General features: G+C 65.3%; 28 protein-coding genes. 15 read left to right on the top strand and 13 right to left on the bottom strand.

Annotation, left to right across the window (positions count from 1 at the left end):
- The first annotated feature begins 75 nt into the window (after window positions 1-75).
- The 5 genes from hutU to EYW42_RS08825 all read left to right on the top strand — a co-directional run bounded on the left by hutU (window position 76) and on the right by EYW42_RS08825 (window position 6,818).
- On the top strand, window positions 76-1,887 hold the full coding sequence (gene hutU / locus EYW42_RS08845) for a urocanate hydratase (RefSeq protein WP_135534908.1): 1,812 nt from the start codon (window positions 76-78) through the stop codon (window positions 1,885-1,887).
- Entirely contained in the window at window positions 1,884-2,846 is a 963-nt protein-coding gene (hutG, locus tag EYW42_RS08840; protein WP_135534907.1) for a formimidoylglutamase, read from the top strand. The genes hutU and hutG overlap by 4 nt, the downstream gene beginning before the upstream one ends.
- Window positions 2,843-4,102, top strand: coding sequence for an imidazolonepropionase (gene hutI / locus EYW42_RS08835; RefSeq protein ID WP_135534906.1), 1,260 nt, complete (start codon window positions 2,843-2,845; stop codon window positions 4,100-4,102). Before hutG ends, hutI begins: the two co-directional genes overlap by 4 nt.
- Window positions 4,095-5,729 (top strand): histidine ammonia-lyase, encoded by a 1,635-nt coding sequence (gene hutH, locus EYW42_RS08830; RefSeq protein WP_135534905.1) that lies wholly within the window; start codon window positions 4,095-4,097, stop codon window positions 5,727-5,729. The genes hutI and hutH overlap by 8 nt, the downstream gene beginning before the upstream one ends.
- Before the next feature lie 168 nt (window positions 5,730-5,897).
- The gene (locus EYW42_RS08825; protein WP_135534904.1) at window positions 5,898-6,818 is read left to right on the top strand and encodes a ring-cleaving dioxygenase; all 921 of its coding nucleotides are present in this window, start codon (window positions 5,898-5,900) and stop codon (window positions 6,816-6,818) included.
- A gap of 96 nt (window positions 6,819-6,914) precedes the next feature.
- Here the strand turns inward: EYW42_RS08825 and EYW42_RS08820 are convergent, their stop codons facing one another.
- Complete coding sequence (locus tag EYW42_RS08820) at window positions 6,915-7,103, bottom strand: hypothetical protein (protein WP_135534903.1); 189 nt, start codon at window positions 7,101-7,103, stop codon at window positions 6,915-6,917.
- Between the two features lie 136 nt (window positions 7,104-7,239).
- Here EYW42_RS08820 and EYW42_RS08815 point away from each other — a divergent pair, with 136 nt between their 5' ends.
- Window positions 7,240-7,569: a DUF7344 domain-containing protein gene (locus EYW42_RS08815; protein ID WP_135534902.1), complete on the top strand. Its 330-nt coding sequence runs from the start codon at window positions 7,240-7,242 to the stop codon at window positions 7,567-7,569.
- A 181-nt stretch (window positions 7,570-7,750) separates the two neighbouring features.
- On the opposite strand, the gene EYW42_RS08810 is transcribed toward EYW42_RS08815, so the two are convergent.
- Complete coding sequence (locus EYW42_RS08810; protein WP_135534901.1) at window positions 7,751-8,308, bottom strand: hypothetical protein; 558 nt, start codon at window positions 8,306-8,308, stop codon at window positions 7,751-7,753.
- 96 nt (window positions 8,309-8,404) lie between these two features.
- Here EYW42_RS08810 and EYW42_RS08805 point away from each other — a divergent pair, with 96 nt between their 5' ends.
- Window positions 8,405-9,319: a TIGR03571 family LLM class oxidoreductase gene (locus EYW42_RS08805; RefSeq protein ID WP_135534900.1), complete on the top strand. Its 915-nt coding sequence runs from the start codon at window positions 8,405-8,407 to the stop codon at window positions 9,317-9,319.
- A 425-nt stretch (window positions 9,320-9,744) separates the two neighbouring features.
- Here the strand turns inward: EYW42_RS08805 and EYW42_RS08800 are convergent, their stop codons facing one another.
- The gene (locus EYW42_RS08800; RefSeq protein ID WP_135534899.1) at window positions 9,745-10,383 is read right to left on the bottom strand and encodes an RPA family protein; all 639 of its coding nucleotides are present in this window, start codon (window positions 10,381-10,383) and stop codon (window positions 9,745-9,747) included.
- A complete protein-coding gene (locus EYW42_RS08795) occupies window positions 10,384-11,313 on the bottom strand; it encodes a replication factor A (protein ID WP_135534898.1) in 930 nt (309 codons plus the stop codon).
- A gap of 268 nt (window positions 11,314-11,581) precedes the next feature.
- On the opposite strand from EYW42_RS08795, the gene EYW42_RS08790 reads away from it, so the two are divergent.
- The 6 genes from EYW42_RS08790 (at window position 11,582) to EYW42_RS08765 (ending at window position 16,184) form a co-directional block, all read left to right on the top strand.
- Window positions 11,582-12,370: a glycosyltransferase family 2 protein gene (locus EYW42_RS08790; protein ID WP_135534897.1), complete on the top strand. Its 789-nt coding sequence runs from the start codon at window positions 11,582-11,584 to the stop codon at window positions 12,368-12,370.
- Window positions 12,348-12,914, top strand: a complete 567-nt coding sequence (locus tag EYW42_RS08785; RefSeq protein ID WP_135534896.1) for a methyltransferase domain-containing protein — start codon at window positions 12,348-12,350, stop codon at window positions 12,912-12,914. The genes EYW42_RS08790 and EYW42_RS08785 overlap by 23 nt, the downstream gene beginning before the upstream one ends.
- Window positions 12,911-13,927: an alkaline phosphatase family protein gene (locus tag EYW42_RS08780; protein ID WP_135534895.1), complete on the top strand. Its 1,017-nt coding sequence runs from the start codon at window positions 12,911-12,913 to the stop codon at window positions 13,925-13,927. Before EYW42_RS08785 ends, EYW42_RS08780 begins: the two co-directional genes overlap by 4 nt.
- Window positions 13,928-13,930: 3 nt before the next feature.
- A complete protein-coding gene (locus EYW42_RS08775) occupies window positions 13,931-14,782 on the top strand; it encodes a hypothetical protein (RefSeq protein ID WP_135534894.1) in 852 nt (283 codons plus the stop codon).
- Window positions 14,783-14,846: 64 nt separating this feature from the next.
- Window positions 14,847-15,125 carry a DUF7091 family protein gene (locus EYW42_RS08770; RefSeq protein WP_135534893.1) on the top strand — a complete coding sequence of 93 codons (279 nt, stop codon included), beginning with the start codon at window positions 14,847-14,849 and terminating at the stop codon, window positions 15,123-15,125.
- Between the two features lie 30 nt (window positions 15,126-15,155).
- On the top strand, window positions 15,156-16,184 hold the full coding sequence (locus tag EYW42_RS08765; RefSeq protein ID WP_135534892.1) for a mannose-1-phosphate guanylyltransferase: 1,029 nt from the start codon (window positions 15,156-15,158) through the stop codon (window positions 16,182-16,184).
- A gap of 23 nt (window positions 16,185-16,207) precedes the next feature.
- Here EYW42_RS08765 and EYW42_RS08760 read toward each other — a convergent pair whose 3' ends face one another.
- From EYW42_RS08760 to EYW42_RS08750, 3 genes are all read right to left on the bottom strand, one after another.
- The gene (locus EYW42_RS08760) at window positions 16,208-16,993 is read right to left on the bottom strand and encodes an SDR family oxidoreductase (RefSeq protein ID WP_135534891.1); all 786 of its coding nucleotides are present in this window, start codon (window positions 16,991-16,993) and stop codon (window positions 16,208-16,210) included.
- A 100-nt stretch (window positions 16,994-17,093) separates the two neighbouring features.
- Complete coding sequence (locus EYW42_RS08755; RefSeq protein ID WP_135534890.1) at window positions 17,094-17,582, bottom strand: Tfx family DNA-binding protein; 489 nt, start codon at window positions 17,580-17,582, stop codon at window positions 17,094-17,096.
- A gap of 73 nt (window positions 17,583-17,655) precedes the next feature.
- Window positions 17,656-18,132 (bottom strand): TRAM domain-containing protein, encoded by a 477-nt coding sequence (locus EYW42_RS08750; RefSeq protein ID WP_135534889.1) that lies wholly within the window; start codon window positions 18,130-18,132, stop codon window positions 17,656-17,658.
- Window positions 18,133-18,221: 89 nt separating this feature from the next.
- Between EYW42_RS08750 and EYW42_RS08745 the strand changes: the two genes are divergently transcribed.
- Entirely contained in the window at window positions 18,222-18,818 is a 597-nt protein-coding gene (locus tag EYW42_RS08745; RefSeq protein WP_135534888.1) for a hypothetical protein, read from the top strand.
- Between the two features lie 111 nt (window positions 18,819-18,929).
- Here EYW42_RS08745 and EYW42_RS08740 read toward each other — a convergent pair whose 3' ends face one another.
- The 6 genes from EYW42_RS08740 to EYW42_RS08715 form a co-directional block, all read right to left on the bottom strand.
- The gene (locus tag EYW42_RS08740) at window positions 18,930-19,760 is read right to left on the bottom strand and encodes a DUF1109 domain-containing protein (protein WP_135534887.1); all 831 of its coding nucleotides are present in this window, start codon (window positions 19,758-19,760) and stop codon (window positions 18,930-18,932) included.
- Window positions 19,761-20,045: 285 nt separating this feature from the next.
- Window positions 20,046-21,038 (bottom strand): radical SAM protein, encoded by a 993-nt coding sequence (locus EYW42_RS08735; protein WP_135534886.1) that lies wholly within the window; start codon window positions 21,036-21,038, stop codon window positions 20,046-20,048.
- Window positions 21,039-21,108: 70 nt separating this feature from the next.
- Window positions 21,109-21,984, bottom strand: a complete 876-nt coding sequence (gene pstB, locus EYW42_RS08730; protein ID WP_135534885.1) for a phosphate ABC transporter ATP-binding protein PstB — start codon at window positions 21,982-21,984, stop codon at window positions 21,109-21,111.
- Between the two features lie 5 nt (window positions 21,985-21,989).
- Window positions 21,990-22,898, bottom strand: coding sequence for a phosphate ABC transporter permease PstA (gene pstA / locus EYW42_RS08725; RefSeq protein ID WP_135534884.1), 909 nt, complete (start codon window positions 22,896-22,898; stop codon window positions 21,990-21,992).
- A 37-nt stretch (window positions 22,899-22,935) separates the two neighbouring features.
- Window positions 22,936-23,874, bottom strand: a complete 939-nt coding sequence (gene pstC, locus EYW42_RS08720; protein WP_135534883.1) for a phosphate ABC transporter permease subunit PstC — start codon at window positions 23,872-23,874, stop codon at window positions 22,936-22,938.
- Window positions 23,875-23,904: 30 nt separating this feature from the next.
- Window positions 23,905-24,876, bottom strand: coding sequence for a PstS family phosphate ABC transporter substrate-binding protein (locus EYW42_RS08715; protein ID WP_135534882.1), 972 nt, complete (start codon window positions 24,874-24,876; stop codon window positions 23,905-23,907).
- A 303-nt stretch (window positions 24,877-25,179) separates the two neighbouring features.
- Between EYW42_RS08715 and EYW42_RS08710 the strand changes: the two genes are divergently transcribed.
- Entirely contained in the window at window positions 25,180-26,187 is a 1,008-nt protein-coding gene (locus EYW42_RS08710) for a PhoU domain-containing protein (protein ID WP_135534881.1), read from the top strand.
- The last annotated feature ends 49 nt before the right edge of the window (window positions 26,188-26,236 follow it).

Genomic DNA, 26,236 nt, shown 5'->3' with positions numbered 1-26,236 from the left:
TCCCCCGGCTTGCTTATAAATATGCCTCCGTGTGGCGGTCCTGTGCTTTCGCCGTGGGAGGTTCTATCACGTAATATGGCTGGACAGGAAGCGCGTTCAGATCGACTGGGAGAACCGAGCGACCAGTGGCGCGAGTACCAGGGTGCCCCCACGGGCACGGACATAGAGTGTGAGGGCTGGCGACAGGAGGCCGCGCTCCGCGTCCTCAACAACAACCTAGACCCCGAGGTCGCCGAAAACCCCGAGGACCTCGTCGTCTACGGCGGAACGGGCCGGGCCGCCCGTAGCTGGGACGCCTACGACTCGATCCTCGGCGAACTCAGGTCGCTTCAGGACGACGAGACGCTCCTCGTCCAAAGCGGCAAGCCGGTCGGCAGGTTCCGCACGCACGAGAAGGCACCTAGAGTGCTCATCGCGAACTCCAACCTCGTCGGCAAGTGGGACAACTGGGACCACTTCCACGAACTTGAGGCGGAGGGTCTCATCATGTACGGCCAGATGACCGCGGGGTCGTGGGCGTACATCGGAACGCAGGGTATCATCCAGGGCACCTTCGAGACGCTCGCGGAACTCGCCAGACAGGAGTACGGCGTCTCCGCGAGCGGAGATTCGGAAGACGGGACGTCTTCCGGTGCGGACTTGCGCGGCAAGATCGTCGCCACGGGCGGTCTCGGCGGCATGGGCGGCGCGCAACCGCTCGCCGTCACGATGAACAAGGGGGTCTGTATCGCCGCTGAGGTCGACGAGTCGCGGATCGACCGCCGCATCGAGACGGGGTACTGCATGGAGAAGGCGGACGACCTCGACGACGCGCTCGAACGAGCGAAAGAGGCGGCCGAGAACGGCGAACCGTACAGCGTCGGCGTCCACATCAACGCCGCGGACATGCTCGAAGCGATGCTCGACCGCGGATTCGTCCCGGACGTCGTCACGGACCAGACCAGCGCCCACGACGAACTCGAAGGGTACTACCCCAGCGGCTACACGGTCGCCGAAGCCGACGAACTCCGCGAGGACGACCCAGAGCGCTACGTCGAAGAATCGATAGACACGATGGAACGCCACGTCGACGCCACCCTCGAACTGCAAGAGCGCGGCGCGACGGCGTTCGAGTACGGGAACAACATCCGCGGACAGGTAGAAACCCACCGCGACAGGGGAGACGCGTTCGATTATCCGGGGTTCGTCCCGGCGTACATCCGCCCGCAGTTCTGCCGCGGACGGGGCCCGTTCCGCTGGATGGCGCTGTCCGGTGACCCCGACGATATCCACCGCACCGACGAGGCGGTCAAAGAACTGTTTCCGGAAAAGGAGTCGCTTCACCGCTGGATCGACCTCGCGCAGGAACAGGTCGAGTTCCAGGGCCTCCCGGCGCGGGTGTGCTGGCTAGGGTATCAGACCGGCGGGAGCGACGGCGCGGACGCTGACCGCGAGAACCTCACCGAGCGCGCCCGGTTCGCGCTCCGGATAAACGACCTCGTCCGCGAGGGCGAGATCTCCGCACCCATCGTGGTCACGCGCGACCACCTGGACGCGGGCAGCGTCGCCAGTCCCAACCGGGAGACGGAGGCGATGAAAGACGGCAGCGACGCCGTCGCCGACTGGCCGATCCTAAACGCCTTGCTGAACTGTGCGGCGGGCGCGGACATCGTCTCGGTCCACGACGGCGGCGGAGTCGGCATCGGCAACGCGATTCATGCCAACAACCACGTCGTGCTGGACGGGACGGACCTGGCCGCCGAGAAGGCGCGGCGAGTGTTCACCACCGACCCCGGTATGGGCGTGATCCGCCACGCCGACGCGGGATACGACGAGGCGATCACGGAAGCCCGAGAATCGAACGTCGCCGTGCCGATGGACGGCGACCAGCGGGACCCGACGCGATGACCGCGCTCACCGACCCCCGCGGCTGGGACGGGTGGACCGGTACGTCGGGCGACCCCAATGACGAGCAGTTCGGCGACGTGATCGAGACGGTGGACCTCGCGGCCGCAGACAGGTACGACGCCGTCCTCGTCGGCGAACCGACCGACAGCGCCGTCATCGGACGGAAAGGCGCGCGGCAGGGTCCAACCGCCCTCCGCGACGCGCTCGCCGGTGTCAAGACGCACCACTTCGACGCCGGCCCCGTCGCCGCAGTGGCGGATATCGGTGACGTGGCGGGGCTGGTCGACGCGGCGGGGGCCGATGCCGACGCCGAAGAGACCACCCTGGCGCGGCAGGAGCGCATCGCGGAGACGACGGCGCGCGTCCACGCGGTCGACGCGCTCCCGGTGTTTCTCGGCGGCGACAACTCGCTCACGTATCCGAACGCGGCGCCGCTGCTGGACGAGGGAACTCTCGGCGTCGTCAACTTCGACGCGCACCTCGATGTCCGAGAGGTGCGCGAGGACGCGACCAGCGGGACGCCGTACCGCCAGCTGTACGACCAAGGGCTCGACGGTTACGCCTGCGTTGGCGCTCGACACTTCGAAACGTCGACGGCGTACGCCGACAGCGTTCGCGAGCGAGGCGACGAGATAGTCACCGCGGAAGAGGTGGGCGACGACGTGGTCGACGCCGTCGACCGGGCGCTCGACTCGCTCCGGGACGCCAGTCAACTGTACGTCAGCGTCGACCTGGACGTCCTCGATGCGGCCGCCGCGCCGGGCGTCAGCGCGCCGACGCCGGGCGGGCTCACGACCAGAGAGCTGTTCCGCGCGCTCAGGCTCGTCGCCGAGGACGACCGCGTCGCCGGGTTCGAGGTCGTCGAGTGCGCACCGCCGCTGGACGAGGGCGGACGCACCGCCGCGGCCGGCGGCCGGGCTCTCGCCCACTTCCTCGCCGGCGCGGGGGTGGGACGATGAGCGGCGTCGACGCGGTCGTGTACGACGCCCGGGAGGTCGTCGTCGGCCCGGACGAGGCCGAGAGCGACGGGACCCGAGAGGGAAGCGACGGGGGGTCCGCGCTCGACGTTCGCGAACGCGCGGCGGTCGTCGTCGACGACGGCCGAGTCGTTCGGGTCGGCGACACCGACGCCGTCACTCGCGAGTACCCGCCGGAGAACGCCGACCGTTCTATCGATGCGGCGGGACAGGCTGTCGTTCCAGGATTCGTCGACCCGCACACCCACGCCGTGTTCGCGGGCGACCGCTCGGACGAGTTCGCGGCGAAACTCCGCGGGAAGCCGTATCAGGAGATCCTCGCGGAGGGCGGCGGCATCCTCAGGACCGTGCGTTCGACTCGCGAGGCGAGTGACGAGACGCTACTCGCGAACCTGCTTGGACATCTCGACGCGATGCTCGACCACGGATCGACTACGGTCGAGGTGAAGTCGGGGTACGGCCTCGACACCGACACCGAACTCCGCCTGCTTGATGCGGTCCGGCGGGCGGACGAACGGCATCCCGTCGACGTCGTGCCGACGTTCATGGGGGCCCACGCCGTCCCCGAAGGGCAGGACGGAGACGACTACGTCGACAGAGTGGTCGAGGACCAGATCCCGGCCGTCGCCGACCAGGGCGTCGCCGAATTCTGCGACGTGTTCTGCGAGGAGGACGTCTTCTCGGTCGAGCAGTCCCGGCGCGTCCTCGAAGCCGGCCGAGCGGCTGGCATGACGCCGAAAGTCCACGCCGAGGAGTTCACGCATCTCGGCGGCGCGGGACTCGCGGCGGACGTCGACGCGGCCAGCGCCGACCATCTGCTTCACGCGAGCGCCGAGGACGCCCGCGCCCTCGCCGAGAGCGATGTCGTTCCCGTCCTCCTACCGGGGACGGCCTTCGGCCTCGGCGCGGACTACGCTGATCCCCAGCCGTTCCGCGAGGCGGGCGCACCGGTCGCACTCGCCACTGACTTCAACCCGAACTGCTTCTCGCGGAGCCAGGGGTTCACCGCGACGCTCGCCTGCGTCGAGATGGGAATGACGCCCGCGGACGCCCTTCTCGGCGTGACGCGGAACGCGGCGCTTTCGCTTTCCCGCGACGACGGGAGCGGGACACTCAGAGAGGGCGCGCCCGGTGACCTCGTTGTCCTCGACGCGCCGTCGCACGTCCACGTTCCGTACCGGTTCGACGGGTCACCCGTCGACACCGTCCTGAAAGACGGGGTGGTCGTCCGTGACTGACGTCGTCCTCGACGGCGAGTCGCTGACGCCCGAGGACGTCGTCGCCGTCGCGCGGGAGGACGCGACGGTTCGTATCGCGGACGACGCCCGCGAGGCGGTCCGTGAGGCCCGCCAGCGCGTCGAGGACGTCCTCGACAGCGGCGAGACGGTGTACGGGCTAAACACCGGGTTCGGCGAACTCGTCGACCAGCGCATCCCGCCCGAGGACGTCGAGCAGTTGCAGACGAACCTCGTCCGTAGCCACGCCGCCGGCGCTGGTCGGGAACTCGACAGAGAAGAGGTCCGTGTGCTGTTGCTGACCCGCATCAACGCGCTAGTCAAGGGGTACTCCGGGATACGCGAGGTCGTCGTCGACCACCTCGCGGCGATGCTCAACCACGGGATACACCCGGTAGTCAAATCCCGCGGGAGCCTCGGTGCGAGCGGCGACCTCGCACCGCTTGCGCATATGGCGCTCGTGCTGATCGGCGAAGGGGAGGCCCTCGTCGAGAGCGAGGGGGAAACGCGCCGCCTCGCGGGCGACGGCGCACTGTCCCACGCCGACCTCGACCCGTTGACTCTCACCGCGAAGGAGGGACTGGCGCTCATCAACGGCACCCAACTGACGGTCGGTCTCGCCGCGCTCGCGGTCCACGACGCCGAACGAACCGTTCGCGCCGCCGACGCCGCCGGCGCGCTGACGACGGAGGTGACGATGGGAACGACCGCCGCCTGCGACGACGCCATCCAGGCCGTTCGACCCCACCGCGGCCAGCGGATCAGCGCACGGAACGTCAAGCGACTCACCGAGGACTCGGAGATAGTCGAGTCGCACCGCAACTGCGACCGCGTGCAGGACGCCTACTCGGTGCGCTGTCTTCCACAGGTCCACGGTGCCGTCCGCGACGCGGTCACCCACCTCCGCGAAGCGGTCGAGACGGAACTCAACAGCGCTACCGACAACCCGCTCGTTTTCCCGCCGGACGCGGTCGACGACCGCGCCAGCGGCACCGACCGCGCGGCCGTCCTCTCGGGTGGGAACTTCCACGGCGAACCGCTCGCGCTCCGCCTCGATTACCTGACCAACGCCGTCACAGAACTCGCGGCGATCTGCGAGCGCCGGACCGACCGCATGCTCAACCCGAACCTGCAGGAACCGCACCTCCCGCCGTTTCTCGCGCCGGACAGCGGCCTCCAGTCGGGGTACATGATCGCACAGTACACCGCCGCGGCGCTGCTGAACGAGAACCGTTCTACCGGCCGACCGTCGATGGACAACACGCCGGTCAGCGGCGGGCAGGAGGACCACGTCAGCATGAGCGGCCAGTCCGCGCTGAACGCGCGGCGGGCGGTCGACAACGCCACGCGTATCGTCGCCACCGAACTGCTCTGTGCGGCCCAGGCCGCGGAGTTCGTCACCCCCGAAGCAGTCCGGGAGGCGGCACCCGGCGTCGACCCCGACGAGGTCGACGCCGACGGGGACGGCGACCTCGCCCACGGCGTCGGAACCGCCCGCGTCTACGAGGCGGTCCGCGAGGTCGTGACTCCCCTGACTGAGGACCGGCCGGTTCACGAGGATGTCGACCTCACGGCGGCCGTCATCACGTCGGGCACGCTGGACGCGGCGCTCGGTGACCTCGTCGAGTGAGGCTCGACTGCGGTCTCGAAGTCCCCCTCGGGCGCACCCATATCCGATGGTCGACTCCAAGCGCGATATTCGTCGTCTCCTCCAGTCTTGACGGTATCAGATACGCCAGCCGACTGAAACCCGGCGATCGGCCCCACAGTTATCTCCGGACGCGCTCTACGTCACGGTATGCCCAGAGACATTCCCGGCATCCACCACGTCACGGCCATCGGGAGCGACCCGGGACGAAACCTCTCGTTCTACACGGAGACGCTCGGGCTTCGGCTCGTCAAGAAGAGCGTCAATCAGGACGACGTGTCGGTGTATCACCTGTTCTACGCCGACCGCACCGGTACGCCCGGAACGAGCATGACGTTTTTCCCGTACGGGAACGCCCGCCAGGGACGGGCCGGCACCGGCCAGGCGAGTACGGTCTCGTTTCTGATACCCGCCGCTTCGACCGACTACTGGGTCGACCGCCTCGCCGACGAGGGCGTGGACGCGGACGACCCGCGCGAGCGATTCGGCGACACCGTGATCCCGTTTCGCGACCCGGACGGCCTCCAGTTGGAACTAGTCGCCCGCGAGGACGTGCCGGACGGCGATTCGCCGGCGGGAACGGTACCCGCGGAACACGCAATCTGCGGTTTCTTCGGCGTGACCCTGTCGCTGTCGGCCGCCGACCCGACCGCGAACCTCCTGAAAACGATGGGGTTCAGCGAAACGGCGTCCGAGCGCGACCGCCGTCGGTTCGAATCAGACGGCGACCTCGGTTACGTCGTCGACGTTTGCGAAGACCCGCAGGCACCCCGTGGACAACCCGGCGCGGGCACTGTCCACCACGTCGCGTTCCGTGTGACGGCCGACGACCAGTCCGAGTGGCGAGACGTTCTGATGGAACAGGGCCTCAGGCCGACCGAGATCATCGACCGGAAGTGGTTCGAATCGGTGTACGTTCGCGAAGAGGGCGGCGTTCTCTTCGAATTCGCCACCGAAGAGCCCGGATACACTGTCGACGAGGACGTCGACGAACTGGGGGACCGACTCGTACTTCCCGAGTGGTTAGAGGACAGACGCGACGAGATAGAGGCGGGCCTTCCCGAACTGTGAGGCCTGGCCGCGGACCCCATACTTCCTGACGGAGGCCGATGCAGACTGTCGACACACGGGGGTGCGAATCTCGTCACGACGGTCCGTCAGACGGTATCAGTACCCGCCCGACGCGTCGAAACAGCGGCCGCACAGCGAGACCGCGTCGTCGCCGAATTCGTCGCCGACCGCCTCTACCTCGTGATGGTCTACGTGCGAGAGCGCGCCACACTCCGTCCGGTGGTAATGTTCGTCCGTCCGTGACTTGTGGATCGTGTCCGTATGACTGTTCAGCACTCGTACCATACTGCCTCTCTCGACTGCAAACGAGATAAAACAGGATCCGTCGGCAGTTGATAAGTCCACCACTCGAATGTGGACCGTTTATCGCAACTCTCAAATCCACTTGTCGAAACTAGCGCCACAATGGGGATTCGGAGGAATGGGTGAGGATTCGAACCCGCCCGCCACTGACCGGCTTTTCCATCTGCTCGCAGACAGCCGTCGGCGTTACGCCCTTCGCTGTCTCTGTGAGCACGCGACACAGTTGACTCTGGCCGACCTCGCGGACGAAGTCGCGGTCCGCGAACGAGAGATGCCGATCGGCGAGATACCGGCCGAAACGGTCAAGCGAGTGTACATGGCGCTCTATCACAACCACGTCCCGAAACTCGCTGAGGCAAACGTCGTCGAGTACGACCAGGAGACGGACACGATCGCGCTCGGCGACAACACCGAGCAGGTAGAACAGTATCTGGACGCGCTGGAGTGACGGCTGCGTCCGTCACACCAGACCTCGGTCACATGAACGAGGCGACTGACGACCGGCCCGGTCAGTACGGGCCGACGCTCTCCGACAGACCGGACGCATTCGGCACACAGAAGCCAACGAACCGGCAGTAGATGTGAAACCGGTTCCGGATAGACGGAACCGTGGCTCTCTTCGTCTGTCTTCAGTCCAGAATCGTATCGCTGGCGTACACGATACCAGCGGCCACCGCCCCTATCGGGATAGCCATCACTAGGAGCGGAACGATGAGTTCCCCGAGGTCGAACGCTCCGCCTTCGCCGCCTGACGAAGCCAGGTTATCGGGCATCAGTACGGTCGCGAGCAACACGCCGGTGATCACCATCGCCACGTAGCCGACCGCACCGCTGGCGAACGACGTTATCAGCGCCTCGCGGGTGTTTGCAATACGTCGGTCGAACTCCAGTCCAACGAGTGCGCCGAGGATCGGCCCGGACAGAAGCATGAAGACGAACACCGAAAGGAAGAACATGGCACCGAGGAACTCACTGTCGGACGATCCGTCGACGAGTTGGCCGGCTCCGATCGACCCTGTCAGACCGAACCCGGCACCCACGATGGCCATAACGGTTACCGCGTACTTCAGCAGCTTTTTGTTCTTCCTGTCGGAGAGTACGTCGCCGAACGACCGTTTGTTGGCCGGGGCGACGCTCTGATTTGCGACCGAGTCCTCCGACTGCTCATTCGATGTTTCTCGTGACACGGTGCTACCGTCTGACCAGTGATATATAAAACGTTAGAACGACCGGAGGAAACGACAGCGCTACCGTAATGGACGACCGCCACCTTGTCGCACTCGATGGGCCACGAGAACGCCGGCTACCGACGGCTGTTCAGCACTGACGGCATCACGTTCGGAACGGGGTTCCCGCTAACCGGTGCAAACGAGTCGCCCCCGGACGTCGACGAGGAGATGCGACTCGCTGCCCGCGCCGAAGCGGTCGGGTTCGACGCCCTCTGGGCTCGCGACGTACCGACGTACTGGCCGAAGTTCGGCGATGCCGGCCAGACGTTCGATGTTTGGCCGTGGCTCACTCAGGTCGCCGCGCGAACGGACGACATCGCGCTCGGCACCGCAAGCGTCGTCCTGACGCTCCGGCACCCCCTCCACGTCGCCAAAGCCGCCGCGTCCGTCGACCGACTCTCTGACGGTCGCCTCGTTCTGGGCGTCGCCACGGGCGACCGCGACCCCGAATACCCCGCGTTCGACGTCGACCCGTCGGACCGCGGGGCGCTGTTCCGCGAGAGCGTTGCCGTCCTCCGGTCAGTCTGGAGCGAGGAGTTTCCGGTCGTCGACTCGCAGTGGGGAACGCTCGACGGCGACCTCTCCGTCGTCCCCGACCCGACGACCGAGACGCTCCCGCTGTTTCCGACCGGCCACGCCAGGCAAACCGTCGAGTGGATCGGCGACCACGGTGACGGCTGGCTGTTCTATCACCTCCCTGAGGACACGCTCGACGCCTATCTCGCCGATTGGCGCGATGCGGGCGGTGAGAAGCCGTTCGCGATGGTCGTCCGCGCGGAACTCGCGGACGACCACGACGCCGGCCCCGAACCGTTGCATCAGGGCTACTGCGCCGGCGTCGAGTGGTTCCGCGACTACTTCCGCCGACTCGACCGGACGGGCGTCGACCACGTTCTCGTCTCCCTGGAAAACGACGACCCGGAGCGGGCGCTGTCCGTGTTCGCCGAGGAGATAATCGAACGCGTCTGATGCTGAACTGTTTACGGACCGATAGTTCCGCGGACCTCCGGTTCCGGCACTCGTCCGTCGGGCTATGCGCACCGACGCGTTCGCCGACCTGACTGGTCCCGGAGGCGTATCGGTCGTCTCTGGCCGCTGCCGGAGAGAACCCGATTCGCGCCGGTGTCGCTCAGGCGATCTTCGGACTGCCCGCCTCAGATAGGCTTGCTCGGCACTCTGGACAGCACTGGTTGACGTTCTGGTTCACCAGGCGGCCACAGTCCGGGCATTCGCAGATATTCCGGTTGGGCATCTAACTGCTTTCAAGAATCATTTTGATAGTATTAAATTATTCGATTACCAAGTAATAATACTGGGTCGGTAGCGCCTCGGCCGGGAGCGGGCCGTACAACGGTCGGGAACCGCGAAAAACAGCGGCGTCGGGACGGCTTCGTCTACTCCGCTTCGACTTGCGCGTCGTCCTCGGGCGCTTTGCCTTCGTCTAAACTTTCGAGGGCGGTGACGAGGTCACGCCGATAGTTCTCGACGGGCAGGTCGTACTGCTCTCGGGCCATCTCGACGTACTCGTAGACGCCGCTGGGGTCGGGTGACTCCTCCGACGTTTCGCCCGCCTCGAACCGTTCGAGGCGGTCGAGAGTCCGGTCGGCCGTCTCGACGACCCAGCGGTCGCGCGTCGCGGCGTCGACGATAGATATCGATTCGGGCCGGACCGAGACGTTGACCGTGCCGTCGTCGGTTTCGTAGGTCCGGGGCTTGCCGACAACGGCGACGTACTCGGGTGGTTCGAGGTCACGGAGTACGCTCGCAGCGTCGGGCTGGTACTGCCCGGCGTACATGAAGAACGTGCCGGTGGGATCGACCACGCGACCGCGCCAGTACTCGCTGTCCTCGCCGACGTCTTCTTTCTCGGTGACGGTGCCGACCACGAACACCCGGTTCGCGCGTTCGCCAGTCGGCAAAAGCGCGTAGTTGGGCGCGCGCTCGTCGTCGGATTCTTTGAACGTGTAACTCGCGTCGTTGAACTCGCTCGCGAAGGTGCGCCGTGCGACCTCGCGGGTGGGTGCGTCGCTCATCTATATCGACCTCGCTTTGATCAGCAGTTCCTCGTGGTCCGCTGGCTCGTCCAGTTTCTCCAGTTCGTCTGCGAGGACGTAGCGACCGAACACCGGACCAGCGACGCGGTAGTAGTGGCCGAGCGTGTCCTCGGCCATTTCGTCCGCGACCACGGTGGTGTCCAGCGCGTCCATCGCCATGTCCTTGGCCTCCTCTAAGTTCATGCCGGTCAGTTCCTCGGTGGCTTCCTTGTCGAAGATGACCTCGTGAGCGTCGTTGCCGTCGTCCAGTACGCCCTTGATTCGGAGGTCGAACTCGCCCTCGACCTCGCCGTGTTCCTGACACCGGCCGTTCTGGAGGACGCGCGTACAGTCCTCGTCGGGACAGCGCTTGATGAGGCCGCTGCCGCTCTGAATGTCGACCAGCGCGCCCTCGACTTCGGTCGTGTCGTCGCCGACCTCGATGTCCTCGTCGAGTTTCTCGATGTTCGTCGTCCGGTTGAGCTTCACGGAGTACTGCCCCTCGTACTCGTCGGTGACGACGTTTTCGAGGCGGTACACTTCGCCGGCTTCGAGTTCCGCGAGGTCGGATTTGGCCCACTTAGTAAACTTGATCGTGCCGGTTGGGTCTCCGATGAGACCGACCTGGCCGACCGCGTCGCTGCGGGGGTCCCAGAGGTCGACGACCTTGGCCGTGACGTCGATCCACTCCTCCGCCTCGTCGACTTCCCCGAGGCCGCGCTCCTCGTTGTCGCCGCCGCTCCCGAGGGCGTCGCGGTCCATGTCCGCTTCGTCGAGGTAGTGGTTCGTAACGCTTCGGCGCGCCTCGTCGACCGGTACTTTGTACTCGTCGACCAGCGTCGAGAGTCGGTCCTCTACGTCGTCGACCGTTATCTCTAACTGGTCCGAAAACTGTCCGTGTACGTCTTCCGCGTGTTCGCGTAGATTCATCGTTTCCTCGCGTCTCCACCTTGGTTTCGTCGGGAGACAGTGCTCGCTTGGTCGCCTTCACATAAAAACTCTCGTAGAGCGTGGTGGAAGTGGAACGGTCCGGAGGTGTATCCGGATTTGTTACCAGTTGCGTCCGTATGCTTTCCAGCCGAATCCGTGTTCTTCCCAGTCGAATCCGGATATCTACGTAAAGCTTCTCGAAAACTCGGTAGGCACTATAGAACAAAACCCGTCACCCGCGTCGATCCGAGAAACCGGGTTGTGGGGAATGAACGAAATTGATACGATAGACGTGGCGATGCCGACCGCCGATAGCGGTGACGTCCTCGACGGGACCGTAGAGCGATTACGGGTAAGCGCCGAGGCGGCGGACGTACAGGTCGACCGACTGATCCTGATAGACGACGAGAGTACCGACGAGACGCGATCTATCGCCCGCAGACACGCCGAGGAAGCGGGGTGGGAACCGGTGATACGGTCCCTGCCGTGTTCGCTGCCGAGAGCGCGCGAACTCGCCGTCGACACCGTCGAGGCGGACTGGTTCCTCTTTCTCGACGACGACGTCCGCCTGACCGAACACTACCTCGACCACATGCTGGACGCCGCGGCACCGCTGGTCGGCGGGATTCAGGGTCGGAAAGCCTCGCGCACTGAGAACCCGTCCGACTGGGTCCAGCGCCGCTCGCGACGCGCTGGTACGCACGCGACTCTCCTTCGACGGGACGCCGTAGAAGGTGTATCGTTCCCGCCGGACCTGCACGTGCTAGAGGACGAGTACCTCCGCAGGTACGTCGAATCTCGCGGGAACGTCTGGGTGTTCAACCACCGGGCCCGCTTCGAACACGCGAATCAGGAGCGTCATCCTATCGGCTGGCAGGAGGGGTATCTCGGCGCGAAGTACGACCTTTCGCGGTTTCAGGATGTCGCGTTAAACGTCCCTTACGCGGCCGCGACGGGACGGAATCCGGTCCCCCACGCGAGCCGTGCGGCCGGGTGGATCGCCGGCCGGATCGCCCGTGACGGAGGTGAGTCGGATGTCGACGCGGCGAGCGCTTGACATCGGGTGCGGTGATACCAAACGCGACGCCGATGCCGTCGGCATGGACGTCCGGCCGTACGACGCCACGGACGTGGTGTACGACGTGTCAGAAACGCCGTGGCCGTTCGCCGACGAGACGTTCGACGAAGTGTACGCGTACTCTGTTCTCGAACACCTACCGAACCTCCCTGAGGTAATGGCGGAGATACACCGCGTCTGCCGCGACGGTGCGACCCTGACGGGGAACGCCCCGCACTGGGAGGACCGCAACGCGTACGTCGACCCGACGCACGTCGCTCATCCCCGAGACACTGTGACCGACGGCGGCGAGCCGGTGACGCTCCCGTGGACGCTGTCCGAGGAGAACCTGCCGAGCGCGCCGCCCGTGACGATGGTCGCCGGGTTCGACGAGCGCACGTTCGACTTCTGGGACTCGACGACGGAACTGGGTTCGCGCGGCTACTTCGACCCCGACTTCCGCGTGCGGAGGGCCGAACGGATCGACAGGATACAGTTCTGGAAGTCCTGCCCGGTCGAGTTCGAACTGGAGGTGCGGAAGTGACAACCGTCGTTCTCGGCTGGGACGCCCTCGACGCGAACCTGGTCGAGGCGTTCGACCTCGACGGTACGTTCGGCGAACACGGGCGTCGGCTGTCGACGTTCGACAATCCGACGCTCGGCAAGCCACACACCTACGAGGTCTGGCCGTCGATGATCACCGGACTTCACCCTGACGACCACGGCATCCACGCGGCCACCGAGGACGAGGGCGTCGCCTGGGGGAACCCGGCGATCAGCGTCGCCGCGCGGATCGGCCGCCGCGTCGTCCCCGACGACCTCCGCACGCGTATCGGCGCGTTGCTCCGCGAACGCGGTGCCGGTCTCGATTTTAAATCGCCGGCGTACTACCGCGAACGCGGCGTCGACACCGTCTTCGACGGACGCACGGCCCGCGCTATCACGGTGCCGAACTACGCGACCGAACGCGACGAGCGCCTCGGGCTAGACGCCGACCGCGGGGCCGCGCTCGGCGAGTTCCTCTCGATCGACGAGGGCGCCGACGACGAGACGGCACACGAACCCCGGGTGTCCGTCCCCGAACTCGAAGAGCGTCTGGTGAGCGAGGCCACCGAGAAACTCGGTATCGTCCGCTCTTGCCTCCAGCGCGACTACGATCTCGTGTTCGCCTGGCTCGGCTACCTCGACACCGTCGGTCACCTCGCGCCGGTCGTGGACGAGGACGGGTGGCAGGAGCGGGCGTACCGTCTCGCCGCCGCCTTGACCGGAGAGGTAGCCGCAGCGCTCGCACCCGACGACACGCTACTTTGCGTGTCGGACCACGGCCTGACGGACGGCCACCACACACACGACCCGTACGCCGCGGCGTCCGACACAGAAGCGCTTCGGGGCGTCGAGTCGGTGGTAGACGTTCGCGACGGAATCGAGCGGGTCACGCCGTCAACCGGAGAGACGGACGACCCGCCCGTCCGCGAGGCGTTCCGCGCGGACAGCGCCGTCACGTCCCGGGACGCGTCGGACGTCCGGGACCAACTCGAAGACCTGGGCTACCTCTGAGCCGTGGCGGCAGAACCGTTCACCTACCGTGCGAGAAAGTGGGCTGTCCAACAGATCTCGCCGGTGTGGCACCGTCCGGATCAGTTGGAGCGACTGGAGGAGACCGAGTGGGACGTACTGGTCGTCCTCGACGCCTGCCGATACGACGTGCTCCGCGAGGTCGCCGAGTGGCCCGTCGACGCGGTTCAGTCACCCGGAAGTAACACGTCCGAGTGGCTGTCGTCCGTCAAGGCGGCGGGGACGATGCACGATGCCTACGTCTCGACGGCGAACGTACAGTATTCGAAAGTCGACGTCGGGAGCGAGGTCCGCGCCTGCTGGGAGACCCACTGGGACGACTACCTCAACACCGTGTTGCCCGAACCGGTGCTTGAGGCGACCGACGAGCGCGTCTCCGACGGCGAGACGCCGGCCGTGGCGCACGTACTCCCCCCGCACGCCCCGTACGTCGGCGTGTGTGGCGAGGAGTGGCTTCCCCTGTTTCCCGATGTCGAGGAATGGCACGGTGAACAGGCGGCGAACCCCGGTTCGAGGTCCCAGCGGCTGTTCTCCTCCGGTGAGATAGACCCGGAGAAGGCCTGGCAAGCGTACCGGACCTCAGTCCGCAGCACGTGGGCGGTGACGAGAGAGTACGTCGGACGGTGGGTCAGCGACGGACAGACCGTCGTCGTGACCGCGGACCACGGCGAACTGTTCGGTCGCTACCGCGAGTTCGGCCTGTACGTTCACCCGACCCGGTGTTACGTCCCGGCGCTCGTCACCGTCCCGTTCGCGGTTTTCAAACCGCGTCGGGAGGTCCAGAACGGTGCCGGCTCCGTCGAGGAGAAGCTACGCGCCCTCGGATACGCGGAGTAGCCGCGGCCGACAGTATATATGCCTCGCCGACAACGCTCACGTATGTCGCTCGGAGGGAATCGGCGTGAGTGACGACAGCCGTCTCTCACGGTTCGTCCAGTCGACCGCGCGCAAAGCGGGCAAGCAGTACGGCGAGGCGAAGCGCGCGTACCGGTCCGCCCGCCTGCAACACGGTCTGCCGACGGACGATGCCGGACGAGCGAAGATAGTCTGCCGACGCTACGCCGAGAAGCGAACCGCGAACATAGACGACCAGGGCCACCCAGCCTGCTTCGAGGCGGGCCATCCGGACTGCGAAGGCTGTGCCGAGGACGTGCGCGAGGGTCGTATCGAGACCTGGTGACTTTTCCCGCCCGGCGTCGCTCTGGCCGGTATGGACCGCCCCATCGTCGCAGTGATACTCGCCGGCGGTACCGGGACGCGACTCTACCCCGCGAGTCGAAGCGACCGCCCCAAGCAGTTCCAGTCGTTCGGCGGCGACCGCTCGCTGCTCGCCCGGACCGCCGACAGGGTCGATTTCGCCGACGAAACCGTCGTCCTCACGCGCGACGCCTACGCCGACGCGGTGCCCGCCCACGCTCCAGACGCCGACGTACTGGTCGAACCCGCGCCACGAGACACCGGCCCCGCGCTGACGTACGCCGCCGCTCGACTCCGCGAACGGGTCGACGACGCCGTTCTCCTGTGCGTGCCAAGCGACCACCGGCTCCGGGGCGATTTCGAGTCCCCCGCTCGCCGCGCCGCCCGCGTCGCCGTCGAGACTGACGGCCTCGTCACGCTCGGTGTCGAACCGACTCGGCCGGCGACCGAGTACGGTTACGTCGAACCGCGACGGGAACAGGACGGCTACGCGCCGGTCCGTCAGTTCCGGGAGAAACCCGACCGCGAAACCGCCGCGAAACTCGTCGACGACTGTTACTGGAACGCCGGCATCTTCGCGTGGACGCCGGACGCATTCCTGCGCGAGGCGCGGGACTCGCCGCTCTCGACCGTCGTCGCGGCGGCCGAAAACGGTGGGGAAACGGCTCCGAACCGCCGAGACGCCGACCCGCTCGCCGCCGCCATCCGCGAGACCGACCCGGTAAGCGTCGACTACGCCGTTCTGGAGCGCACGGACGACGCGTACGTCGTTCCTGTCTCGTTCGAGTGGGACGACCTCGGGTCGTGGGACGCCCTAGAGCGGGTCGTCGCCGGTGACGACAACGCCGTCCTCGGCGACGCGCTGACGATAGACGCCGCGGACAACGTCGTCGCCAGCGACGGTGACACCCACGTCTCAGTCATCGGAGCCGACGACCTGGTCGTCGCCGCGTACGGCGACCGCGTGCTGGTCGTACCGAAAGACGACGCACAGCGCGTCCGGGAGGTCGTCGAGCGACTGCGCGATGCCGGCGAGTTCTGAGCCGGGACGGCGGTCACCGCCGCTCAGGAGCGCAGGCGGCCGCCGTCGACCGGCATCGCCACGCCGTTGACGAAACTCGCACGGTCGCTGGAGAGGAAGGCGATAGCGTCGCCCAGTTCCATCGGGTCGCCGATGCGGTCGAGCGGGATGTCCGCCGACCAGTCTTCGAGTCCCTCCTCGTAACTGCCGTACTCGCCGCGGTCGAGGCCCTGTTCGATGAGTTCCTCGATCCTGGGCGTCTCGTGGGCACCGGGCAACACGGCGTTGGCCCGCACGCCCGGCGCGAACTCCCGCGAAACGGTTTTGACTGTGCCGATGACGGCCCGACGCACCGCGTTCGAGAGGACAAGCCCCTCGATGGCCTCGCGGACGCTGGTGGACGTGATCGAGACGATACTGCCCGCGTCGCTGTCTTCCAGATAGGGGTGTGCCTCCTTCAGCGTCCAGACGTGACTCATCACGAGCATGTCGTACGCCGCGTACCAGTCGCGCTCGTCCATGTCCACGAATGCGCCGCTCGGAACGCCCCCGGCAGAGGTAACCACGTGGTCGAGGCCACCGAAGACGTCGACGGTCTCCTCGACCAGCGACACGATGTCGCTCCGGCTAGTGATGTCCGCCTGCTGGGCGCGTACCTCGCCGTCCGCGACCGACGCCACCTCCTCGCGCGCCGCTTCGAGGCGGTCGGTCGACCGCCCGCAGATACTGACGTTCGCGCCCTCCCGGGCGAGGGCTTTGGCGCTCGCGAGGCCGAGACCGCTCGAACTCGCCGTGACCAGTGCCGCGTTGCCGTCGATTCCGAGATCCATATCGTGGCCAACGCGACGGGCGCACTAATCTTTCGGGACTCCGGATCCGCTCGGACGGCCGGATCTGTCCGGCCCATTCACCAGGATCTGGCCCGACCGCTCACTCGGACCGCCGGACCCGGACGCTGCCGTCGTTGGAGACGCCGATCAGCAGCGCCTCGCTCACCTTCCGTCCGCTGATGGCGTCGCCCGCCTCGTCGCTGACGATCTTCATCAGGTCCGGTGCGGTGTGGCTCACCTTCACACCTGCCTCGTCGCAGGCGTCGTAGACGCGCTGGGGAACGTCGTACAGGTCGGTTTCGGTCTCGACCTCGACCTGTACCGGCGCTTTCAGCGCCTCCGCGAACGCCACCGTTTCGCGCGCCTTCTCGACGTTCGTTCGAGCGCTCGCTTCGACGCTGGAGACGTTGGCACGCGAGGTGCCGAGCAGTTCGGCGATAGCGGACTGCGACGCCCCCCGCTGGCGCAGGGCGAGCACCTCGGCCTGACGACGCGTCAGCGCGCTCTCAGTCGGGTCGAATCCGACCCGGTCCAGCAACTCGTCGACGTTCGCGGTCACGGCTTCCTCGTCACCGTCTGCGTCGCTCATCGGGTGTGGCTACGAACCCCAATGCGAAAAACGGTCGGGACTGTCCACGCGCCGACCGGGCCGAAACGGCCGTTCAGGAGCCCCAGAAGTTGTCGCGGCTTCCCAGACGCTCGCGGTCGGGGCCGCGGCCGCCGCTGTCTTCGTCGTCATTGTCATCGCTGACGGCTTCGTCGGTCTCTTCTCCGTCCGTCTCCTCGTCGGGTTCTTCCTCGTCGTCCATCGGGAGGCGCTCGACCTCGTCGGCGCGAGCGTGGTTCGAGTGCACCTCGGTTATCTTCACTCGGGCGCGAGCCTCCGGAAGGACCCCGTCGACCAGCACGATGAAGCCGTCCTCGGTCCGCCCGACGCCGGCACCGCTCTCGTGGATGTCTTCGACGTCGACGACGAGTTCCTCCTGTTGCTGGACCGGTTGCGTTTGCAGGTCTTCGATGGGCTGGCTGTAGTGATTACACCACTCCTTGCCGCCGCGGTCGCCGTAGTGTTGGCACCCCATCCCTTCGATCCGTTCGGAGAAACTGGGGCATTCGTCGGCGAGTGGACAGTCCGCCATGCGGCATGGTACTTTACCGGGCGATTAAACGCTTGCGTTTGGGCGATCACTGCATAACGCTTTTTCACGCCCTCTCCGAATCACGATCAGTGACACGTCGCGTCCCCGAACTCGCCGTACTCGTCGGACTGGTTCTCGCCGGGACCGTTCTCGCCGCGGTCGTCGTACTGGAGCCCGCGCTCGTCACCGATCCTGAGCGCCTGCTGGTCACGGTGACGTTCGTTCTCGCCCTGTTGTACCCCTTTGCGACGTTCGCCGTCGTTCGGATGGAGGACCCGACCTGGCTCCTCCCGCCGGACCGACTTCTCTTGGTCGCTACCGTCCTGGCGGCCGGCGTCGGTCTCGCCGGTGCGTCGGCGGACCCGGCGTTCGCCGCGGTGGTGGCAGCACTGCTCGCTCTCCCGCCGGTGGTCTACAACGCGGAGTACGGCGGCAGTCTCGAATCGCTCCCCCCGTTCCCGGTTCTGGTCGGGTCAGCGCTCGTCGGCGTCGCCGTCGTCGGGGTCAGCGCGTTCAGCGGCGCGGACCCCCTTCTCCCGGCCCTTCTCGGCTCCGTCCTTGTCCTGCTCGGCGGCGGTTACTACACGTCGCGGACTCCGGGGCGGCGGGCAAAGCGCCGCGCCGGAGCCGTCGTCTCGACTTCGCTCGCGCTCTTCGTCGTCGAACACGTCCTCATCGGCGGCTGAGCCGCGTCAATGCCCCGTGTCTCTGTATCGACGCTTCTCCCACGGCATCTGTTTTCCCCTCGGTATACGAGAACCACGTGCTACGCGCTCGCGTGAACGTGTCCTCTCAGCCTATCGTCGCTCGGTACCGACTGATTCGTCGAGAACGACGACGATTGTCGGCTCCGTGACGGACGTTTCGTCGGGACACTCCGCGGCGCGCTCGACAGTGAACTGCTGTGCCGTCTCGTTGTCTTCGCCGGGGATACGGTGCCACACTCGAATATCCAGTTCGACTTCCTCTCCACCCCCGATCACCTCCGCCGTTGCGTACGAGTAGTCATCGGGCCAGACGAGTTGTGCGTCAGAGTCCCGTCGGTCAGGCGTGTAGACACAGGCGCTGACTGAGGGCGGTGACAGTTTCCGCGCTCCGACGAACTCGTTTTTCGCGGTGACGGTCCCGACGATCATCTGTGGATCGTCGGGGGTACTCGTCACCTCGTTTTCTAGTGCGGCCGTGTAGACGACGCCACCGCCGAGCAGGTCGGCGACGATCAGCAGGCCGGCGACAATCGCGACGACGGCGAGTACGTACCGGCTCTGTCGCCACGGTAGGCCGGCCTCTCGTTCTCGCAGCAGGTAGCCGAGCCCGATGAACAGCATCGAGGAGAAAACGAGCGCCAGAAAGACGCCGGTGTCGCCGACGTCGTACCGGTCGATCGTGTAGCCGAGAAACATGAGGTACGCACCCCCACTCAGTACGTAGAGCACGCTGTCGAGCGTCGGGCGATCGATCGCGCTTGCGGCCGCGAAAAACGCGACGAATCCGAGCAACAGCAGCAGCGATTTGACCGGTACCGACAGCTCGAACACCAGATCACGGCCGAAGTAGACCAACGCGCCCAGACCGAACAGCACGCCGAGTCCGTACAGTATCTTGACGTCGTCTATTTCGAAATCCATAGGTCAAATCCGGGTAATTAAGAATAACTCAGACGCGTATTAAATCTGTCCTTGAAAGGAATTCGTTCCGACGAGGTGACGTACGCCGAGAGTTCCGGTCAGACTCGACCCGCCGGAACGTGTCTATCAGGATTCAGCGACGCGGGACGACCTTTTCGCCTATTCGCCTTCGGCGAATCGCTCGTCGAAAAACTCGGCCACAAACCGATCGATCCTCGCGGCGCTCGGGTGCTTGCAGGTGTACGATAGGTCCACCAGTGACGTTCGAGGCGCAAGCGACGTTCGTCACGCCAGCGGCGTGCGCTCTACGACGGTGCCGTCGACGGTCGGATACTGCTCGACGATTTCGCCGTCCTCGACGTCGCCTTCCTCGACCATCTCCTCAAGTAGCCACCACGCGAGTTCGACGTGTTCCGTCTTCACAGTGTAGAACTCCTCGGGGACGCCGAGTTCGTCGAGACGTTCGACCGGTGCTCGGGTCTTGCCGTAGACGAGCGTCCCGTCGTCGGTCACCTCGTCGAACTCGCGCTGGATGTTCTCGGCCATCCGTTTCATGCGGTTGCGGTGCTGAGCGGCGTCTTTGAACACGCTCGTACAGAAGTAAACGCGCTCGTGGTCGCCCATCACGTCCAGTATCTCCTTCGACCCGTCGACGGCACTCATGTGGCCGTCCTGCAGTTCGTACCCTTTCTCCTGCATCCGGCGGTAGTTGCCGTCGCTCATCTCGAACTCGTTGACGTTACAGAAGTCGGCGGCCCCCTCGTCGAGGAACTCCAGGAACTCCTCCTCGGCGCGGATGCCCGGGATCTCGAAGGCGGGCGTGAGCCCTTCCTCGCGGGCGATGTAGAGGATCTCCTCCCACTCCGTGCCGTGCATGTCGCCCCAGAGTTCCAGCGGCGGGTGGAATCGGATCTCGTCCAGTCCCGCTTCGGAGAGGCGGCGCATGTTCTCCCGTCCGCCGGGGATACCCGTATAGAGGTGCGTGTGGTGCTCGTCCCCGAACTCCTCGGTCAGCAGTTCAAGGTAGTGGCAGGTGCGGTCCAGCGCTTCCTGCGGTTCGCCGCCCGTGATGGAGGTGCCGAGCGCGTCCATGCGCTTGGCTTCGGTGATGACGTCCTCGTCCGACTCGACTTTCCGCTCGTTGGCGTACACGTCAGTGACGTTCTTGCGGTTCTCGCCGAGCGGACAGTAGAAACAGTCCCGCTGGTCACAGTAGCCGTAGACGAACATCACCATCTTCCCGCCCTTGGCGCACTGTTCGCAGCCCTCCGATATCATTCGTCTCCCGATACACGTCGCACGCTCAAAAGCTATCCGGAACGCGGTTGCGACTTCCCGATACGCGTCGCTACCCGAACTTACCGGTGATGTAATCTTCGACGCGCTGGTGTTCGGGGTTTTCGAAGACGACGCCGGTGTCGTCGAACTCGACGAGTTCGCCGCCGGTGAGGAAGACGGCGGTTTTGTCGGAGATGCGTGCGGCCTGTTGCATGTTGTGGGTGACGATGACGACGGTGTAGTCCTGGGCGAGTTCTTCGATGAGGTCTTCGATCTGAGAGGTGGCGACGGGGTCGAGCGCGCTGGCGGGTTCGTCCATCAGGAGGACGTCGGGGTCGGGCGCGATGGCACGGGCGATACAGAGCCGTTGTTGTTGGCCTCCCGAGAGGTCGAGCGCCGATTCGTCGAGGCGGTCGTTGACCTCGTCCCACAGCGCCGCGCGGCGCAGCGCCGTCTCCACGCGCTCGTCGAGGTTCTCCGTGTCGTCTTGCACTCGGAGTCCGTACGCGACGTTGTCGTAGATGCTCTTGGGAAACGGGTTCGGTGCCTGAAACACCATCCCGATCCGCCGTCGGAGCGCGACCGGGTCCACGTCCGCGTCGTAGACGTTTTTCCCCTCGAACAGCAACTCGCCCTCGACGCGCGCCGAATCAACCAGGTCGTTCATCCGGTTGATACACCGCAGGAACGTCGACTTCCCGCAACCGGACGGCCCGATTATCGCCGTTACCTTCTCCGCGGGTATCTCGATGTCTATCTCCTGGAGCGCTCGCTCTTCGCCGTAGTACACGTCAAGCGCCTGCGTTTCGACGACTGTTCTGGTTTCGCTCTGTTCGCCAGTGGTTCGCTCGTGTCCGACCGCGTCGGCTCCCGGCGACGGCGAGATCAGCGATTCGTCGTCCGCGTCGGGACTGGGGTCGGTGCCGGATATGGTTTCCTGTGACATGGGTATCACTGCCGCTGGTATCTGTTTCGGATGAGTATCGCCGTGGCGTTCATCAGGAGCAACACGGTCAGCAGCGTCACGACGCCCGCGGCCATCACACCGTACTGGAACTCGTATTTCGGGAAGCTGACCCAGGCGTAGATCTGCCGGGGCATCGCGCTGAACCGGTCGAAGAAGGACGACGGCGGGCTAAACACCGTCGCCGCCGCACCGATCATGATCAGCGGGGCCGTTTCGCCGATCGCTCTACCGAGCGCCAAGATAGTCCCCGTGAGGATACCCGGCAGTGCCTCCGGAAGGACGACTCGCCAGACGGTCTGCCAGCGGGTCGCGCCCATCCCGTACGACGCCGTTCTCATCGAATCCGGCACGCTCCGGATCGCCTCCTGAGCGGAGATAATGATGATCGGAAGGATGAGCAGGCCGACCGTGAACCCGCCGACGACGACCGTCCCGGTGCCGAGGCCGACGAACCGGATGAACAGCGCGAGACCGAGGAGGCCGTACACGACCGATGGGACGCCAGCGAGGTTCCCGATGTTGATCTCGATGAGCGTCGCTATCGGGTTGTCGGACGCGTACTCCTCCAGATAGATCGCGGTTCCGACGCCGATCGGAAAGGCCGACAGCGCGATCACGATGAGCATCATCACGGACCCGACCAGCGCGGGGTAGATTCCGGCCTTCTCAGGGAACCGCGAGTGCGCGCTTGTGAGGAAGTCGCCGTCGAGCCACGGCCCGTACTCGGGAGTGGTCAGCGCGAACGCGTCGACGACGACGTACAGCAGTAACACGAACACCATGAAGATGCCGAACACTGTCGCCGCGAGACAGCCGAGTTCGAACGCGCGACCTTTCGCGTAGCCGGTCGTCTTCTCGGACCCGAACCAGTCCCGCCCGCTGTCAGTCGCCATCAGGCGGTCACCTCCGTTCGGAAACGAGCGTGTAGCGTCATTGGTACTCCTCCTGGAAGCGCCTGGCAACGAGAGTGCTGATGAGGTTCATGACGAACGTGATCGAAAACAGTGTCAGACCGATAGCGAACAGCGCCTTGTACGCGGTCGTTCCGCCCGACAGGTCGCTGACGCCGAGTTCGATCATCGCGGATGTCATCGTCTGGATCGAGTTGAACAACACGGTGTCGACGTTCGATGGGGTGATCATCGTCGGCGACTGCCCGGCCGCGACGACGACTGCCATCGTCTCGCCGATCGCCCGCGACAGCGCGAGGACGAACGACGAGACGATCCCGGAGGCTGCGGCCGGAACGACCACGCCGGTCGACACCTCGAACTTCGTCGCGCCCAGTCCGTACCCCGCCTCTCTGAGCGAGTCCGGGACGGAACTCATCGCGTCCTCGCTGATCGACGACACCATTGGGATGATCATGATGCCGACGACGATGGACGCCGAGAGCGCGTTGAACGTGCTCACCGGAAGTACGGCGTCGAGCGCTGGCGTGATGTACACGAGTCCGAAGTAGCCGTAGACGACCGTCGGGATCCCCGCCAGAACCTCCAGACCGGGTTTAAGAACCGAGCGGACGCGGTCGCTCGCGTACTCGCTCAGGTAGATCGCCGATGCCACGCCGAGCGGCAGTGCGATCAGGGCAGACAGGACCGTGACCAACAGTGTGTTCGTCACGAGCGGTAGGACCCCGAACGAGTAGGGCTTGATCGCCGGACTCCAGTCGGTACCGGTGAAAAACGCCACCGGGGACACCTCGGTGAAGAAATCGATCGCGTCGAAGAGCAAGGTACCGATGATACCGAACGTGACGAACACCGACAGGGCTGCGCAGGTGAGCAACAACAGCCACACGCCGCGTTCTTTCGCCGAGCGGCTCACTGCGTCCCCTGTCAGATCGACGTGAGTGGATTCTCTACTCATGAGATGGGAGAAAGAAGCGCCCGCGTTACGTTACGAGACGTCCTCGATGTTCGATTCGAGTTTGTCCAGGTTCTCGTTCATCTGCTCCTCGCTGGAGGGGACGTAGCCGATCTCGCTCACCATGTCGGTTTCGGCGCTCTCGAGGTAGTACTTCAGGAACTCCTGGACCTGTTCCTCTTCGAGGGCGTCCTTAGCGGGGTAGATGAACAGCGGTCGCGCCATCGGGTACGAGCCGTCCTTCGCGTTTTCGAGACTCGGCTCGGTGCAGCCATCCCCAGCGTCGATCTCGACGGCTTTGATGCGGTCCTTGTTCTCGGCGTAGTACGCGTAGCCGAAATACCCCATCGCGTAATCGGAGCCTTCGATACCCTGAACGATGCGGTTGTCCTCCTCCGTCGCCTCGTAGTCGTCGCGGTGGGCACCGACCTCGCCGTTGACGTACTCCGTGAACCAGTCGAACGTCCCCGATGTCGAGGCCGCGCCGTACAGTTCGAACTCCTTGTCGGGCCACTCGTCGCGGACGTCGCTCCAGGTTTCCGCGCCGTCGGGTTGCCAGATCTGGTGGAGTTCGTCCACCGTGAGACAGTCGACCCAGTCCGCGTTCTGGTTCACTGCGACCGTCAGCGCGTCGCCCGCTATCTCGAACTCGAGCGGTTCCACGCCGTTCTCGCTGCAGTGGTCGACCTCCTCGTCCTTGATCGGGCGGGAGGCACCGTTGATGTGGCTATTTCCCGGACAGAAGTGGTTCTCGAAACCGCCGCCGCTCCCGGTCGGGTCCACCGAGATGTCCACGTCCGAGTGGTCTTTCTTGAACTCCTCGGCGAACGCCACGGAAATCGGGTACACCGTGCTCGATCCGGTTATGTTGACCTCTCCGGAGAGGTCACTACTTTCGTCCCCGAGTACGTTACACCCTGCAAGCGCCGTTGCGCTTGCCACGCCGGATGCGGCGAGGAACTTACGTCGCGACACGCCGGGCACCTTGTCAGTGTGCTCTGGCATCATCTGAACCATCCTGTAGTCATAATAAGTAATCTGCTATGAAATCTATATAGACGTATGTGGGGGTATGGATTGATACCAACACCACTACAAACTCAGTCGTTTCTGCGATAATATGGGACGTTATAGGCGGTAAATTGGGGTAATTAGCCGCCAAAGTAGCGTTCTGAAAGTGGCCGGGACATTCAGATGTATACGTAGGTACTGGCGGCCGGAGTAGTTAAAGTAGAGAATATGGCTGGAAAGAACCATAGATATATAGAAATAGGTGGATTTATTCCGGACGAGCCGGCACTGTCGGATATGGAGACCCGAAAGGTCCAGGTCACCGGCGGATCGACGTTCACTGTTTCGCTCCCCAAATCGTGGGCGAACGACAACGAGGTTAGCGCCGGAAGCGAAGTCGAGTTCTATCCGGAAGAGGACACGCTCTTGCTCACGCCGCGCAGCGACTCCGAACGAGTCGAAGGGTCACTCGACGTGTCGGAACTGGAGGGCGAACAGCTGACCCGCGCGGTGATGACGATGTACGTCAGCGGGTTCGACATCATCGCGCTAGAGGCCAATCGCATCACGACAGACCAGCGCCGGGCCATCCGCGACGCGGTCCAGGGCCTCGTCGGCCTCGAAGTACTCGAAGAGACCAGCGAGCGGGTAGTCCTTCAGGAGCTACTCGACTCCTCCGAACTGTCGATCAAGAACGCGGTGACGCGGATGCGGCTCATCTCCCGGTCGATGCTCGAAGACGCGGTGACGGCGCTGGTCGAGAACGACGACGACCTGGCACGGGACGTGATCGAGCGCGACGACGACGTGGACAGGCTGTACTTCGTGGTGTCGCGCATCTTCCGGGCGACGCTGCGCTCGCCGCGAGCGGCCAAGGAACTCGGACTCCCGCGAGAGGTGTGTTTCGACTATCACTCTTCCGCCCGCCAACTCGAACGGATCGCCGACCACGCCGCGAAGATAGCCCACCTCGCGCTGGAACTCGGCGACGTTCCCGACGGCGTCACTGACGACGTTACCTCGGGATTAGAGGCTCTCCACGAGGACTCCACCACGGTGATCAACAACGCCATGGACGCGCTGTTCATGGACGACTCCGACCGGTCGGAGGAACTCGCCAACGAGGCGCGCGAATCCATTCTCGCTATCGACGAGCACACCCGCGAGCTACGCAGGCATCTCCGCGATCTGGACCCCGGAGAGGCTCAGCTCCTCGGCCTGGTCGTCGACTCGCTGTCGCGGAGCGCCGACTACGGCGGCAACGTCGCCGAGACGGCGCTGCAGCGGGCAGCGCCGCGACCGTGACCGCTCTCCGAAACCATGCCACGCGGCGCGGCTGACCGCCGTGCCCAAA

Origin of the sequence: Halostella pelagica, assembly GCF_004762015.1 — an archaeon.
GTDB lineage: Archaea > Halobacteriota > Halobacteria > Halobacteriales > Natronoarchaeaceae > Halostella > Halostella pelagica.
The sequence above is the reverse complement of the archived record's forward strand: the minus strand, read 5'-3'. Positions and strand labels throughout refer to the sequence as shown.

Excerpts from the sequence above, each read along its gene's own strand:
- hutU (WP_135534908.1), top strand. The coding sequence starts at position 76 with ATGGCTGGACAGGAAGCGCGTTCAGATCGACTGGGAGAACCGAGCGAC.
- hutG (WP_135534907.1), top strand. The coding sequence starts at position 1,884 with ATGACCGCGCTCACCGACCCCCGCGGCTGGGACGGGTGGACCGGTACG.
- hutI (WP_135534906.1), top strand. The coding sequence starts at position 2,843 with ATGAGCGGCGTCGACGCGGTCGTGTACGACGCCCGGGAGGTCGTCGTC.
- EYW42_RS08825 (WP_135534904.1), top strand. The coding sequence starts at position 5,898 with ATGCCCAGAGACATTCCCGGCATCCACCACGTCACGGCCATCGGGAGC.
- EYW42_RS08820 (WP_135534903.1), bottom strand. The coding sequence starts at position 7,103 with ATGGTACGAGTGCTGAACAGTCATACGGACACGATCCACAAGTCACGG.
- EYW42_RS08815 (WP_135534902.1), top strand. The coding sequence starts at position 7,240 with ATGGGTGAGGATTCGAACCCGCCCGCCACTGACCGGCTTTTCCATCTG.
- EYW42_RS08805 (WP_135534900.1), top strand. The coding sequence starts at position 8,405 with ATGGGCCACGAGAACGCCGGCTACCGACGGCTGTTCAGCACTGACGGC.
- EYW42_RS08800 (WP_135534899.1), bottom strand. The coding sequence starts at position 10,383 with ATGAGCGACGCACCCACCCGCGAGGTCGCACGGCGCACCTTCGCGAGC.
- EYW42_RS08795 (WP_135534898.1), bottom strand. The coding sequence starts at position 11,313 with ATGAATCTACGCGAACACGCGGAAGACGTACACGGACAGTTTTCGGAC.
- EYW42_RS08790 (WP_135534897.1), top strand. The coding sequence starts at position 11,582 with ATGAACGAAATTGATACGATAGACGTGGCGATGCCGACCGCCGATAGC.
- EYW42_RS08785 (WP_135534896.1), top strand. The coding sequence starts at position 12,348 with ATGTCGACGCGGCGAGCGCTTGACATCGGGTGCGGTGATACCAAACGC.
- EYW42_RS08765 (WP_135534892.1), top strand. The coding sequence starts at position 15,156 with ATGGACCGCCCCATCGTCGCAGTGATACTCGCCGGCGGTACCGGGACG.
- EYW42_RS08760 (WP_135534891.1), bottom strand. The coding sequence starts at position 16,993 with ATGGATCTCGGAATCGACGGCAACGCGGCACTGGTCACGGCGAGTTCG.
- EYW42_RS08755 (WP_135534890.1), bottom strand. The coding sequence starts at position 17,582 with ATGAGCGACGCAGACGGTGACGAGGAAGCCGTGACCGCGAACGTCGAC.
- EYW42_RS08750 (WP_135534889.1), bottom strand. The coding sequence starts at position 18,132 with ATGGCGGACTGTCCACTCGCCGACGAATGCCCCAGTTTCTCCGAACGG.
- EYW42_RS08740 (WP_135534887.1), bottom strand. The coding sequence starts at position 19,760 with ATGGATTTCGAAATAGACGACGTCAAGATACTGTACGGACTCGGCGTG.
- EYW42_RS08735 (WP_135534886.1), bottom strand. The coding sequence starts at position 21,038 with ATGATATCGGAGGGCTGCGAACAGTGCGCCAAGGGCGGGAAGATGGTG.
- pstB (WP_135534885.1), bottom strand. The coding sequence starts at position 21,984 with ATGTCACAGGAAACCATATCCGGCACCGACCCCAGTCCCGACGCGGAC.
- pstA (WP_135534884.1), bottom strand. The coding sequence starts at position 22,898 with ATGGCGACTGACAGCGGGCGGGACTGGTTCGGGTCCGAGAAGACGACC.
- pstC (WP_135534883.1), bottom strand. The coding sequence starts at position 23,874 with ATGAGTAGAGAATCCACTCACGTCGATCTGACAGGGGACGCAGTGAGC.
- EYW42_RS08715 (WP_135534882.1), bottom strand. The coding sequence starts at position 24,876 with ATGCCAGAGCACACTGACAAGGTGCCCGGCGTGTCGCGACGTAAGTTC.
- EYW42_RS08710 (WP_135534881.1), top strand. The coding sequence starts at position 25,180 with ATGGAGACCCGAAAGGTCCAGGTCACCGGCGGATCGACGTTCACTGTT.